The 13697-nt window shown below is 68.1% G+C and carries 13 protein-coding genes; 1 reads left to right on the top strand and 12 read right to left on the bottom strand.

The window, feature by feature from the left end:
- The 12 genes from QZ609_RS10195 to QZ609_RS10140 all read right to left on the bottom strand — a co-directional run.
- Positions 1 to 397: glycerophosphodiester phosphodiesterase family protein (locus QZ609_RS10195; RefSeq protein WP_295493949.1), on the bottom strand; the 397-nt coding region annotated here is incomplete at its 3' end.
- A gap of 91 nt (positions 398 to 488) precedes the next feature.
- Complete coding sequence (gene ruvC, locus QZ609_RS10190; RefSeq protein ID WP_295493947.1) at positions 489 to 1034, bottom strand: crossover junction endodeoxyribonuclease RuvC; 546 nt, start codon at positions 1032 to 1034, stop codon at positions 489 to 491.
- 87 nt (positions 1035 to 1121) lie between these two features.
- A complete protein-coding gene (purH, locus tag QZ609_RS10185) occupies positions 1122 to 2696 on the bottom strand; it encodes a bifunctional phosphoribosylaminoimidazolecarboxamide formyltransferase/IMP cyclohydrolase (protein ID WP_295493945.1) in 1575 nt (524 codons plus the stop codon).
- 80 nt (positions 2697 to 2776) lie between these two features.
- A complete protein-coding gene (locus QZ609_RS10180) occupies positions 2777 to 3010 on the bottom strand; it encodes a Fis family transcriptional regulator (protein ID WP_295493943.1) in 234 nt (77 codons plus the stop codon).
- The gene (gene dusB / locus QZ609_RS10175; protein WP_295493942.1) at positions 3007 to 4077 is read right to left on the bottom strand and encodes a tRNA dihydrouridine synthase DusB; all 1071 of its coding nucleotides are present in this window, start codon (positions 4075 to 4077) and stop codon (positions 3007 to 3009) included. The genes QZ609_RS10180 and dusB overlap by 4 nt, the downstream gene beginning before the upstream one ends.
- A gap of 204 nt (positions 4078 to 4281) precedes the next feature.
- Positions 4282 to 5565 carry an FAD-dependent oxidoreductase gene (locus tag QZ609_RS10170; protein ID WP_295493940.1) on the bottom strand — a complete coding sequence of 428 codons (1284 nt, stop codon included), beginning with the start codon at positions 5563 to 5565 and terminating at the stop codon, positions 4282 to 4284.
- Positions 5566 to 5568: 3 nt separating this feature from the next.
- Positions 5569 to 6816, bottom strand: a complete 1248-nt coding sequence (locus QZ609_RS10165) for a UbiH/UbiF/VisC/COQ6 family ubiquinone biosynthesis hydroxylase (protein WP_295493938.1) — start codon at positions 6814 to 6816, stop codon at positions 5569 to 5571.
- The gene (locus QZ609_RS10160; RefSeq protein ID WP_295493936.1) at positions 6813 to 8189 is read right to left on the bottom strand and encodes an aminopeptidase P N-terminal domain-containing protein; all 1377 of its coding nucleotides are present in this window, start codon (positions 8187 to 8189) and stop codon (positions 6813 to 6815) included. Before QZ609_RS10160 ends, QZ609_RS10165 begins: the two co-directional genes overlap by 4 nt.
- A gap of 70 nt (positions 8190 to 8259) precedes the next feature.
- Entirely contained in the window at positions 8260 to 8967 is a 708-nt protein-coding gene (murU, locus tag QZ609_RS10155) for an N-acetylmuramate alpha-1-phosphate uridylyltransferase MurU (protein ID WP_295493951.1), read from the bottom strand.
- A gap of 8 nt (positions 8968 to 8975) precedes the next feature.
- Positions 8976 to 9302: an AzlD domain-containing protein gene (locus QZ609_RS10150; RefSeq protein WP_295493934.1), complete on the bottom strand. Its 327-nt coding sequence runs from the start codon at positions 9300 to 9302 to the stop codon at positions 8976 to 8978.
- Positions 9299 to 10036: an AzlC family ABC transporter permease gene (locus tag QZ609_RS10145; RefSeq protein ID WP_295493932.1), complete on the bottom strand. Its 738-nt coding sequence runs from the start codon at positions 10034 to 10036 to the stop codon at positions 9299 to 9301. The genes QZ609_RS10150 and QZ609_RS10145 overlap by 4 nt, the downstream gene beginning before the upstream one ends.
- A complete protein-coding gene (locus QZ609_RS10140; protein WP_295493930.1) occupies positions 10036 to 11109 on the bottom strand; it encodes an aminoglycoside phosphotransferase family protein in 1074 nt (357 codons plus the stop codon). Before QZ609_RS10140 ends, QZ609_RS10145 begins: the two co-directional genes overlap by 1 nt.
- 165 nt (positions 11110 to 11274) lie before the next feature.
- On the opposite strand from QZ609_RS10140, the gene QZ609_RS10135 reads away from it, so the two are divergent.
- On the top strand, positions 11275 to 13695 hold the full coding sequence (locus tag QZ609_RS10135) for an LPS-assembly protein LptD (protein ID WP_295493928.1): 2421 nt from the start codon (positions 11275 to 11277) through the stop codon (positions 13693 to 13695).
- The last annotated feature ends 2 nt before the right edge of the window (positions 13696 to 13697 follow it).

The following is a 13697-nucleotide window of genomic DNA, read 5'->3' as shown; positions in this document are numbered from 1 at the left end:
TCAGCTCGCCCAGCGTGAAGTCTTCGGTGAACCAGCCGGTGATGCTCTGGCCGTCGATGGTCTTGGTGGTCCGGCGGCCAGCGAACGCGGCCACATCGGCGACGTTGGTGGTGCCGGAGATCTCGTTCTCGTGGCGGGCGACCAGCACGCCGTCCTGGGTGGAGACGAGGTCGGGCTCGATGATGTCGGCGCCGTCGTCGATGGCTTTCTGGTACGAGGCCAGCGTGTGTTCCGGCCGCAGTGCGGAGGCGCCGCGGTGGCCGATCACCTGGACGGTGGCGATGGGTGTGGTGTTACCGCCGCCGCCACTGCTGTGGTGGTACTCCAGGCGGCAGGCCGAGAGTGCGGTGACGGTACACAGTGTCAACAGGCACAGCAGAAGCAGACGGCGCAGCATCCGGGCACTCCAAAAAACAGGGTATCCCGCATGGTAGGCGGGCGTATTGCCCCGTGCCAGTGGTCGTCTTTGCGATTCCTGTGGAAATGCGTCAGCCGACCAGGCGGCCACGCCGCACCCGCAAGCCTTTTTGCGCAAGCTGCGGCGCCAGCCCGGCCATGGCGGCCAGCGTCTCACCGCCATGCGCATGGCAGATCGCCACGCCCAGCGCATCGGACGCATCCGTGCCGGGTTTGCCTTCGAGGTTGAGCAGGCGCACGACCATCTCCTGCACCTGTTCCTTGTTGGCGCGCCCGTAGCCGACCACCGCCTGCTTGAGCTGCAGCGCGGTGTATTCGTACACCGGCAGGTTGCCGCTCATCAGCCCGCAGATCACCGCGCCGCGCGCCTGGCCCAGCAGCAGCGTCGACTGCGGGTTGACGTTGACGAAGACTTTCTCGATGGAAGCGCAGTCGGGCCGATACGTTTGCACGAGTTCCGACACACCGTCGTACAGCGTCTTCAGGCGGCTGGGCAGGTCGGCATTGCCGTTGCTCTTGATCGTGCCCGAGGCGACGTAGACAAGCTGGTGGCCGTGCCGTTCAAGCACGCCAAAACCGGTTGTGCGGAGGCCGGGGTCGATGCCGAGGATGCGCATGAAAACGTGGGCGAAGCGCCAAAGAAAAACGGGGCAAGGCGCTAGTTTACGCCTTGCCCCGTTCATCCGTCGCGTGGACGGTGCTGCTTAGTGGCGGAAGTGACGCGTGCCGGTGAAGATCATGGCGACGTTGCGCTCGTCAGCGGCAGCAATCACCTCGTCATCGCGCACCGAGCCGCCCGGCTGGATCACGCACGACGCGCCCGCATCGACCACCACGTCCAGGCCGTCGCGGAACGGGAAGAACGCATCCGACGCCACGGCCGAGCCCGACAGCGTCAGGCCGGCGTTCTGCGCCTTGATGCTGGCGATGCGGGCCGAGTCCACGCGGCTCATCTGGCCGGCGCCCACGCCCAGCGTCATGCCGCCGCCGCAGAACACGATGGCGTTCGACTTGACGAACTTGGCGACGCGCCAGGCGAACATCAGGTCGTCCATTTCCTTCGGGGTCGGGTGGCGCTTGGTGACCACGCGCAGCTCGCTCGGCTGCACGTTCTTGGCGTCCGGGCTCTGCACCAGCAGGCCGCCGCCGACACGCTTGAAGTCGTAGGGGTTGAGCCCCTTGCCGAGCGGAATTTCCAGCAGGCGCACGTTTTGTCGAGCCGCAAACACGGCACGCGCCGCGTCCGAGAACGACGGTGCGATCAGCACTTCCACGAACTGCTTGACGACTTCCTGCGCGGCCGCTTCATCCAGCGGCACGTTGACGGCGATGATGCCGCCGAAGGCCGAGGTCGAGTCGGTCTTGAAGGCCTTCCCGTACGCTTCCAGCGCGGTGCCGCCGATCGCCACGCCGCACGGGTTGGCGTGCTTGATGATCACGCACGCCGCGCCCTTGGCCGGGTCGAACGACTTCACGCATTCCCACGCGGCATCGGCGTCGGCGATGTTGTTGTACGACAGCTCCTTGCCCTGCAGCTGCGTGTAGTTGGCCAGCGCCCCGTCCACGGCCTTCAGGTCGCGGTAGAAGGCGGCGGACTGGTGCGGGTTCTCGCCGTAGCGCATCTCCTGCACCTTGTCGAAGGCCAGGTTCAGCGTCTGCGGGTAGGCGCTGCGCGTGCTGTGCGACTTGTCGGCGCCCAGGCTGGTCAGGTAGTTGGTGATGGCGCCGTCGTACTGCGCGGTGTGGGCGAACACCTTCTTGGCCAGCCTGAAGTTGGTGTCGTAGCCGACCGTGTTGTTGTTGGCCTGCATCTCGGCCAGCACGGTGGCGTAGTCGGCCGGATCGACGATGACCGTCACGTCGCGGTGGTTCTTGGCCGCCGAGCGCAGCATGGTCGGGCCGCCGATGTCGATGTTCTCGATGGCGTCGGCCAGCGTGCATTCGTCCTTGGCCACGGTCTGCTGGAACGGGTACAGGTTCACCACCAGCAGGTCGATGGTCGGGATCTGGTGCGCGGCCAGCGCGGCCATGTGCTCGGGCAGGTCGCGGCGGGCCAGGATGCCGCCATGCACCTTCGGGTGCAGCGTCTTGACGCGGCCGTCGAGCATTTCCGGAAAGCCCGTGTAGTCCGCCACTTCCGTCACGGGCAGGCCCGCTTCAGCAAGCAGCTTGGCGGTGCCGCCGGTGGAGAGGAGCTTGACGCCTGCGCCGTGCAATGCACGGGCAAAGTCGACGATGCCGGTCTTGTCGGAAACGGAAAGCAGGGCTTGCTGGATCATGGTGGAAACGCCGGTGGGCGGGTGTGGCGCGGCAAAGCGCCGTCAGAAAGGGAAATCGGTAGGCAGGCGGGCGCCGTCTGTCAAATCAGCCCGTGCTGCTGCAGCTTCTTGCGCAGCGTGTTGCGGTTGATGCCGAGATAGTCGGCGGCCTGCGACTGGTTGTTGGAGGCCCATTCCATCACGGCCTCCAAGAGCGGCCGCTCCACGGCCTGCAGCACCATGTCGTAGACGTTGGACGGGTTCTCGCCATCGAGGTCCCGGTAATACGCATCCAGGCTGTCGCGGATGCAGCGATCGATCGGGTTGCGGCTCATGCGGCAAGCAGTTCCTTGTTGTTGTCGTTGTTGTTGCCCGTCGTGGGGCGCTCGCCGTCGGCGGCTTGGTCTTCGTAGACCAGGCGATCGGACAGCGCACGCTGCTCGTCGAAGAAGGCGTTGACGGCGGCCAGCTGCTCCGCGGTGTCTTCGATCGTGTTCATGCGGTGGCGGAACAGGTTGGCCCCCGCCAACCCGCGCGTGTACCAGGCGATGTGCTTGCGTGCGGTGCGCACGCCGGTGTACTCGCCGTAGAACGCGTAGTGCTCTTCCAGGTGCGCGTTCATGATGCCGCGGATCTCTTCCACCTCCGGCGCTGGCAACAGCGTGCCGGTCTGCAGGAAGTGCTCGATCTCGCGGAACAGCCACGGGCGCCCCTGCGCCGCGCGGCCGATCATGATGGCGTCCGCGCCGGTCACTGCCAGCACGTGCTTCGCCTTGGCCGGCGTGGTGATGTCGCCGTTGGCGACCACCGGTATGCGCACCGACGCCTTGACCGCGGCGATGGTGTCGTACTCGGCTTCACCGTGGTACAGGTCCGCACGGGTGCGGCCGTGCACGGTCAGCATGCTGATGCCGGCGTCCTGCGCAATGCGCGCGATGGTGAGCGCGTTGCGGTGCTCGCGGTCCCAGCCGGTGCGGATCTTGAGCGTGACCGGCACGCGGTCACCCACCGCACCCACCACCGCCTCGACGATGCGCGTGACCAGCGGCTCGTTCTGCAGCAGGGCGGAACCGGCCGCCACGTTGCACACCTTCTTGGCTGGGCAGCCCATGTTGATGTCGATGATCTGCGCGCCGCTATCGACGTTGTAGCGCGCGGCCTCGGCCATCATCATCGGCTCGGCGCCGGCGATCTGCACCGCGATCGGCTCGACCTCGCCAGTGTGGTTGGCGCGCCGCATGGTCTTTTCGCTCTTCCACAGCTGCGCGTTGGACGCGACCATCTCCGACACGGCATAGCCCGCGCCCAGCCGCTTGCACAACTGGCGGAACGGGCGATCCGTCACGCCCGCCATGGGGGCGACGAAGAGGTTGTTGCGGAGGGTATGCGGTCCGATCTGCACGGTGCGCGCTGCGTTGGCCTGCGTTGGCGATGGAGAAACGAAAAACCACCCCTTCCGCCGAGGGTCGGTTGACACATCGGGCGGAGCGACGGGAGTGAAAAATGCGAGGACGGGATTTTACCGCCAAACGGCCGGATTGCCTAAATGTTGTGCACAAACTATGCGGCAGTGCGGTCGGCGGCCGGGTTCTTGCCGTGGCTGGCGCTAGCGGAACCGTTGCAGGCCGTAGGGGCGGCCGTCGATGAAAGGCGTGCGCTCGCTGACCAGATCGGCGATGAGTCGGGCGGTGCCTGGCGCGCCTGTCATGCCCAGGTGGCCGTGCCCGAACGCGAAGAACACGTTGCGGTAGCGCTCCGAGCGGTCGATCACGGGCAGGCTGTCGGGTAGAGAGGGCCGATGGCCCATCCATTGGCTGTCGTCCGTAAAGCCGAGGCCGGGGAAGAGCTGCTGGCCCTGTCGCATGAGGATGCGGGCGCGGCGGTAGTCGGGCGCAGCGTCCAACCCGCCGATCTCCACGGTGCCGGCAATGCGCAGGCCGCCTTCCATGGGCGTCGCGATGAACTTGCGCTCGCAATCCATGATTGGCCGTGAAGGCTGCACGCTGGGCGCGCGCAGCGTGGCGTGATAGCCGCGTTCCGTGTCGAGCGGAATGCGGATGCTGGTGAGCTTTGCGCCCAGCCGCATCGACCACGCACCCGCGCACAGCACCAGCTTCGACACGGGCAGCGTGCCGCAATCGGTGTGCAGCCGCGTCGGGCCGCCGTAGTCGCTTCGGCCGAATTCCACGTCCAGCACCTTGCGGCGCAGGAAGGTGCCGCCCGCTGCGGCAAAGTTGGCCGCCAGCGTCTTGACCAGACGTTCCGGGTTGACCGTGAAGCCGTTGTCGGGCAGCAGCAGGCCGGATTGGATGTCGGAGGCCAGTGCGGGCTCGAGTTCGCGCGCTTCGCCGGCGCTCAGGGCTTGCGAGCGCACGCCGGTGGCATCGCGAATGGACTGCGCCAGCACATCGCCCGACGAGCGCGCCAGCGTGCGCCACACATACAGATGGCCCGTCTGACGGATCAGGCCGTCAGATTGCGCGGCGTCGAGCAGGTTTCGATAACCGGGAAAGGTCGCGCTGAAGAGACTCGCCAGCGGCTGCGCCGTCGCACGGGCCTGCGTCTCGTTGCCCGCAAACACCCATTGCAGCAGCCAGGGCAGCGCGCGCGGCAGATAGTGCCAACGTACCGTCAGCGGGCCCATTGGATCGGCCAGCCATTTGGGCACCTGCTTCAGCATGCCCGGTAGCGCCATCGGCACGACCGACGCCATGCTCAGGCAGCCGGCGTTGCCGAACGAGCAGCCTTCGCCAATGCCGGCCTGATCGAGCAGCGTGACTTGGTGGCCATCCCGTTGCAATTGCAGTGCGCACGCCGTGCCGACAATGCCGGCGCCCACCACGGTGATCTGCTGGCGGTCGCCTGCAGCGCCTACCTCGGCACACGCCATCCGTTAGCCTCGCTGCCCGAACATCATCTGCCGGGCGAGCCCATGCTTGAGCGGCGGCAGGCATTCCAGCAGCGTGAGCGCCGCGCCGCGCAGGTGGCCGAACGGCCGGCCCGGTACGGCAAACGCGCGCGGCAGCAGGTCGGTCAAGCCGATGGTGACGGCGCGGTCAAACGTGCGTTCGCGGGCAAAGCGGGCGAGCGCGGCGGGTGTGACCGCATCGCGCAGCGCGCGTGCCATCTCGAAGGCATCGCGCAGGCCCAGGTTGAAGCCTTGGCCGGCGACCGGGTGGATGGTCTGCGCGGCATTGCCGATGGCGGCGACACGGCGGTCGACCGGCACGCGCTGCGCATGGAGGCCGAGGGCGAAGGTATGGCGCGGGCTGACCTGTGTGAAGCGGCCCATGCGATCGCCGAAGGCCGTACCCAATTCCGCGAGGAACGCGTCGTCGGGCAGTCCAGCGCGGCGGCGGGCTTCGTCGGGCGCGCAGCACCAGACCAGCGCGTAGCCAGCGCTTTGCGCATCGTCCTGCGGCAGCAGCGCAAGCGGGCCTTCGGGCGTGAAGCGCTCCCAGGCCCAGCCATCGAGCGGCGCGGCGCAGCGCACGTGCGCGACGATCGCGGTCTGGCCGTAGTCGCGGCGGCGCGCGTGGGAGAGGCCGCCGGCCTGCTTGCGGGCGTCGTCGAACAGGCCGCCTTCGGCCTGGATCACGACCTCGGTCTCGACGGCCAGCGGATGGCGGCCCTCATGTCGCTCGCCCTGCAGCGCCCGCACCCTCGCCGGGGCGACGGTGCCGTCGGCACGCGGCAGCTGCTCGACGCGGTCGACCGGCGTGTGGTCGTAGCGTGTGAGGCGGTTCGGGTAGCGCTGCATCTGCGCGGCCAGCGCGGCGTTGAGCGCCGCGCTCAGGTCGCCATACTGGACGACGTGGCCGAGCGCGGGGATGTCGTAGTCCTCGCAGCGGATGTGCGCCTGGCCGAAGTGGCCGCGCTGCGAGACGTGGATATGCGTGATGGGCGTGGCGCGCGCGGGCCAGCCGCCGATCTCCTGCAGCAGCACGCGCGAGCCGTGCGACAGCGCCAGCGCGCGCGGGTCGCGGGCAGCAGCCTCGGCGTCGCGCGCGTCGAACAGGGCGATGCGCCAGTCGGTGTCGCGCAGCAGCCAGTTGGCCAGCGCCAGCCCCACCGGCCCGGCGCCGACGATGGCGACGTCGAAGTCGGCCGCTGTGGTACCCGTGGCGGTCGTGTCCGTCATCGCTGGCCTCGCATCACCGCTTCGATCTCGTCCACGGTCACCGGCACGTCGCGCGTGATCAGCTCGCAGCCGGTGGGCGTGACGATGGCGTCGTCCTCGATGCGGATGCCGATGTGCCAGTACTGCTCGGGCACGCCCTCGGCGGGGCGCACGTAGATGCCGGGCTCGACGGTCAGCACCATGCCGGCTTCGAGCGGGCGCCAGGCACGCTCGCCTTCTGCAGGGACGGCGCCCGGCGTGCGGAATTCGCCCACGTCGTGCACGTCCATGCCGAGCCAGTGGCCGGTGCGGTGCATGTAGAACTGACGGTACTGGCCGCCGGCAAGCACGTCGTCGAGCGTGCCGACGGTGTTCGCGTCGAGCAGGCCGGTGTCGAGCATGCCCTGCGCAAGCACGCGCGTGGCGGCGTCGTGCGGCACGTTGTACGGCACCCCGGGGCGCGTTTCGGCAATCGCCGCTTCCTGTGCGGCCACCACCAGTTCGTACAGTTCGCGCTGCGGGCCGGTGAAGCGCCCGTTGACGGGGAAGGTGCGGGTGATGTCCGAGGCGTAGCCGTCCAGCTCGCAGCCGGCGTCGATCAGGCAGAGATCGCCGTCGCGCAGCTCAGCGTTGCCGGCGCGGTAGTGCAGCACGCACGCGTTCGGGCCGGTGGCGACGATGGAGTTGTAGGCCACGCTCTGCGCGCCATGGCGGCGGAATTCGTAGAGCAGTTCGGCTTCGAGGTGGTACTCGCGCAGGCCTTGGCGCGAGGTCTGCATGGCGCGCACGTGCGCCCCGGCCGAGATGCGCGCGGCGCGGCGCATGATGTCCTGTTCGCCGGCGTCCTTGAACAGGCGCAGCTCGTCGAGGATGGCGCGCACGTCCAGCGCCTGGTGCGGCGCTGATACGCCCGCGCGGCCCTGCATGCGCACGGCGTCGAGCCAGCGGCGCATGCGGCGGTCGAACGTGCCGCTTTCGGCCAGTGGATAGGCCACGGCCGCCGCATTGGCGAGCAGCCCCGGCAGCGTCGCGTCGATGTCTTCCACCGAATGCGCCTCGTCCAGGCCGAAGGCCTCGCGGGCGGCCTCGGGGCCAAAGCGGAAGCCGTCCCAGATTTCGCGTTCTTCATGCTTGGGGCGGCAGAACAGCACGCTGCGCGCAGGCGCATTGCCGGCCGGCACGACGATGGCGAGCACTGCCTCGGGCTCGGTGAAGCCGGTCAGGTAATAAAAATAGCTGTCGTGCCGGTAGGGGTAGTCGCTGTCGCGGTTGCGCATGGCTTCCGGCGCGGTCGGCACGATGGCGACCCCGCCACCCGCCGCGCGCAACCACTGCGCGACGCGCTCGCGGCGCTGGCGATAGGTCTGGAGGAAGGCGAGTTCGGTGGCGGACATGGCGGTTTCGCAAGAGGCTTGAGAGACGCAACGATTGTACCGCTGCGTTCCCAATCCGCCCTGTGTGCGCTCAAACCGACTGCGTACCCAGTTCGGCGTCCAGCGCAGCCAATTGTTCGGGCGTGCCGACGTTCTCCCAGCGGCCGTCGAAGCGCTCGCCGGTGGCGCGGCCATCGGCGATGGCTTGGCGGTACAGCGGTGTCAGCGCCAGGCGCGTGCCGGGGGCGATGCCGTCGAACAGGCGGGTGTCGTACAGGCCGATGCTGCCGAACGTGAGGCGCTCGGCGCCGTCGGCGTGCAGGCGCCCGTCGTCGGTCAGGACAAAGTCGCCGCGCGGGTGGTAGGGCGGATTCGGCACCATCACCAGATGCATGCCGGGTGCGGCCTGTGCCGCCAATGCCGGCGCACGGCGCAGCAGCGGGGCGTAGTCGATGTCGCAGAACACGTCGCCCGCAATGGCAAGGAAGACGCTGTGGGCCTCGGCCGTGCGCAGCAGCGGCATGGCCTGGGCGATGCCGCCAGCCGTCTCCAGCGCCTCGCCTTCGGGTGAATAGGCGAGGCGCACGCCCCAGGCGCTGCCGTCGCCGAGCGCGGCTTCGATCCGGTCGCCGAGCCACGCGTGGTTGATGACGATGTCGTGCACGCCAGCAGCGGCCAGGCGTTCGATCTGCCAGACGATCAGCGGCTTGCCGCCCACGGGCAGCAACGGTTTGGGCGTGTGGTCGGTCAGCGGCCGCATGCGGTCGCCGCGGCCCGCGGCAAAAATCATGGCCCGGATGTCGTGACTCAAGCCATCACCTTCATCAGAATCAACAGGACGGCCATGCCGCCGACGATGGTCCACATCGCGCTCTTGGTCGCGCGCGCGATGACGATGGCGACGATGCCGGCAATCAATCGCGGGTTGTCGGCTGATACCGCCAGCGTACCGTTGCGCATCAGCAGATCGGGCGCGATCAGCGCGGTCAGCATGGCCGCCGGCACGTAGGGCAGGGCGCTGCGGAACCACTGCGGCAGATTCATGCGCCCTTCGAGCGCGATGAACGACAGGCGGATCAGGTAGGTAGCCGCGCCCGAGATCAGCAGCACGCCGAAGAGGATGAGCGCCTTCATGCCGAGGCCTCCTTATCGGAGGGCGCGGAGGGTTTGGCAAGCAACCGCTCGACGATCGCGCCGATGGCGATGCCCACGCACGCGGCGCTCATCAGCCCCAGCTTGTGCGGCCAGCCCGTCCACGCCACGGCCAGCGCGGCGCCGGTGAGCGCCGCAGCCAGTTGCGCACGCGTGCGCAGCGACGGCACGACGATGGCGATAAACGTGAGCGGCAGGAAGAAATCGAGCGGCCAGGTGGTCGGCACCTGGGCGCCGAGCAACACGCCGATGAGGGTCGACGCCTGCCAGCTCGACCAGAGCGCCACCCCCGCGCCGAGGAAATACCAGTGGCGATAGGTGGCCTCTTCCGAGCCGGGGCGCGCAGACACCACGCGCCGGTTCATCGCGGCGAAGGCCTCATCGGTGAGCAGGTAGGCGATCAGCCATTTCCAGCGGCGCGGCAGGTGCGCCAGCGCCGGGGCGATGCTGGCCGAATACAGCGCGTGCCGCAGATTCACCATCGACACCGTCGCGGCAATGACCAGCGCAGGCGCGCCGCCGGCCCACAGTTGCACCAGGATCATCTGCGAGGCGCCGCCGAAGACGATGGCGCTCATCGCCACGGCCAGCCAGGCGGGCATGCCGGCGCTGGTGGCCAGCACGCCGTAGATCAGGCCGAACGGCACCACGCCCAGCAACATGGGCGCGAGCGCCAGGGCGCCAGCGCGGAATTCAGCGGCGCGCGGGGAGCTCATCAGAAGGTGTAGCCGATCTGTTGGGCGCGATCTTCGAGCTGGTCGAGCAGACGGGCCAGCGGCGCCAGCGCGTTGTAGCGCTTGCACACGCGACGCAGGTAGGCGATGAAGCGCGGGGTGTCTTCCACGTAGCCGGTCTTGCCGTCGCGGTAGCGCAGGCGCGCGAAGATGCCGGCCACCTTGAGGTGGCGCTGCGCGCCCATCCATTCGAGCGCGCGGTAGAACTCGCCAAAGTCCTCATCCACTGGCAGCTTGGCGCGGCGCGCGGCTTCCCAGTAGCGCACGGCCCAGTCCAGCTCCTGCTCCTCTTCCCACGACCGGAAGGCGTCGCGCAGCAGCGAGGCGGCGTCGTAGGTGATCGGGCCGTAGACGGCGTCCTGGAAGTCCAGCACGCCCGGCTGCGACGGGTCGGCCGCGTTGATCATCAGGTTGCGCGGCATGTAGTCGCGATGCACGTACACGCGCGGCTGGGCCAGGGCGCTGTCGACCAGCAGCTTGAAGACGGCGTCGAGCGACTCCCGCTGGGTGGCGTCGAGCGGGCGCTGCAGGTGGCGGTCCACATACCAGTCGGGGAACAGCGACAGCTCGCGGCGCAGCAGGGCCTCGTCGTACGGCGGCAGTTCGCCCTCGCGCGAGGCCAGTTGCCAGCGCACCAGCGTGTTGATGGCCGGGCGGAACAGCGTGTTGGCGTAGGCGAGGTCGAAATCGCGCTCGCGCAGCGACTGCAGGTAGGTCTGCGGGCCGAGATCGGTCAGCAGCAGGAAGCCCTGCGCCATGTCCTGCTCCAGGACGCGCGGCGCGTGCACCCCAGCATCATTGAGCAGCTCGGCCACGTGGACGAACGGGTGGCAGTCCTCCTGCGGCGGCGGCGCGTCCATGACAACGAGGGTACCGGGTTGGCCACCGACAGTGCCATCCAGGCGGAAATAACGGCGGAAGCTGGCATCGGCCGAGGCTGGGCGCAGCGTGTCGATGCGCAGGCCGTGCGCGGCGGGCAATGTGCCGAGCCAGTCGCGTAATTGGGTGAGGCGCGCGTCGGTCGCGCCGGTGGCGGCGCCAGGGGTCGAAGCCATGCTGAGGGAACGCTGGAATGAGGCAGAAGGGAAGCCCCGTATAATACCCGACCGAGTTTCGTCGCGAGCGCGCGCCGGCCCCATCCGGCCGGGCCCGGATGGCGGAACACCGACCGATGACGTGTCAGCGCGCCCGGTGCGCGCCGCGCCCAGTTTCCGACTTGCATGACCGAACCGAACCGAGCCAGGAAAACCCGGCAGCGCTCCGCTGTTGCCGCGCCCGACCAGCGGACCGCCAACCGGCGCGGCACGCTGGCATTGCGCCCGCTGGTGTTCGCGGTGGCCGGAGTCTGGACGGCGACCTCCGCGGCGCAGAGCCAGGACGCCACGCAGTCGGCGGTATCTGCCGCTTCGTCCGTGACGGCACTGGCCACGTCCGGTCCGACCACGCCGGGCGGCAGCCCGCTGGTGCCCAAGATGGCCGAGCCGGTCAAGCGCCCCGACAATACGGTGCCGACGTTCACCGCCGCCGACGCGATGGACGGCCGCACCAATGAAGACATCCACCTGCGCGGCCATGGCGAATTGCGCCGCAACGGTGCCGTCGTCAAGGGCGACACGCTGGACTACAACCAGGACACCGACGTCGCCACCGCCACCGGCAACGTGCGCCTGTTTCGCGACGGCACGCTGGTCACGGGCCCCGATGCCAAGCTCAAGGTGACGGCCAACGAAGGCACCATGAACACGCCGTCCTACCAGTTCAACACGACGGGTGGCCACGGCAGCGCCGAGCGCATCGATTTCATCGACCCGGATAACAGCCGCATCACCAAGGGCACCTACACCACCTGCTCGCCGGACAACGTCGACTGGTACTTCAGCGCCAGCCGCATCGACATCGACAGCGACCGTCAGGTCGGCACCGGCCGCAACGGCGTGCTGCACTTCATGGGCGTGCCGGTGTTTGCCGCGCCGGTGATGGACTTCCCGCTCAACGATGACCGGCGCAGCGGCTTCCTGGCGCCGGTGTTCGGCTACAACAGCCGCAGCGGCGCTGACATCACGCTGCCGTATTACTTCAACCTCGCGCCCAACCGCGACCTGACGCTGTACCCGCGCCTGCTGAGCGATCGTGGTGTGCAGCTGGGCGCCGAATACCGCTACCTGGCCGAGACTTACAGCGGCGCGCTGCGTGGCGAGTTCCTGCCGAATGACCGCGATACCCGTACCAACCGCTGGTCGATCGCGTTGAAACACAGTCAGCTGCTGTCCCCGGGGTTGAACGCGTACATCAACTACAACAAGGTTTCTGACGGCACGTATCCGGACGACCTCGGCCGCAGTATCGTGACTGCGACGCAGCGCCAGTACGTGCAAGAGGGCGGTGTCTCCTATTCGATGGGCGACTGGGTGGCACTGGCGCGGGTGCAGAAGTTCCAGACGCTGTCGACGGCCACGACGGCGCTCACGCCGCCATACGAGCGCGTGCCACAGTTGAACCTGTCGTACAACCGCTACGACCTCGGCGGTTTCGACGTCAATTTCCAGACCGACTACACGCGCTTTTCCATCCCGGTGGACAACACGGTGCAGGGCGAGCGCCTGTTCATGCAGCCGACGATCAGCTACCCGGTCGTCCGCCCGGGCTGGTTCGTCACGCCCAAGTTCATCCTGAACGCTACCTCGTACCGCTTGACTCGTCCGGCGGGGGATACACAGGACACGCAGATCAACCGGACGCTGCCGACCTTCTCGCTCGACTCCGGCCTGACCTTCGAGCGCGACGCGGCGGTGGTATCGAAGCTGTTCGGTGTCAGCTATCTGCAAACGCTGGAGCCGCGCCTGTTCTATGTCTACACGCCGTTCCGCGACCAGTCGCAGATCCCGTTGTTTGACACCGCGCAGTCGGACTACAACCTCGGTCAGATCTTTACCGAGAACCCGTACACGGGCTACGACCGCATCGCCGACAACAACAAGCTGACGGCGGGCGTCACCACGCGCTTCATCGAGTCGGAATCCGGCATCGAACGCCTGCGCGCCACGCTGGCCCAGCGCATCGATTTCGACGGCCAGCGCGTGACGCTGGCCGGCGCCGCGCCCACCTCCGTGCGCCGCTACTCGGACCTGCTGGGCGCGACCACGATCCAGATGTTCCGCGGCATCTTCTTCGATACCAACCTTCAGTACAATCAGGACATCGACCGCATCATGCGCTCGACCGTCTCGTTCAGCTGGAAGCCGGAAGCGAACAAGGTGTTCAACGTTGGCTACCGCTACTACCGAGCGGACGCCAACACGGGGCAGCTGGCGCTGGAGCAGACCGACGTCTCGGCGCAGTGGCCGCTGACGCGCCGGCTGTACGGCCTGGGCCGCATCGGCTACGACATGAATGCGAAGAAGCCGTCCGACATGCTGCTCGGCCTGGAATACGTGGCCGACTGCTGGGTGGGCCGGCTGGCGGTGCAGCGCTACAGCAATGCGACCTCGGGCTACACGACGCACATCTTTGCCCAGATCGAGTTCAAGGGGCTGTCGAAGGTGGGGAACAATCCGATCGACGTGATCCGGCTGAACGTGCCCGGCTACCAGCCGGTGAGCGCGCAACCGATTACGCCGTCTGTGCTGGATCAATACGAATAACG

This window comes from uncultured Ralstonia sp., from assembly GCA_913056305.1.
Classification (GTDB): Bacteria; Pseudomonadota; Gammaproteobacteria; order Burkholderiales; family Burkholderiaceae; genus Ralstonia.
The sequence above is the reverse complement of the archived record's forward strand: the minus strand, read 5'-3'. Positions and strand labels throughout refer to the sequence as shown.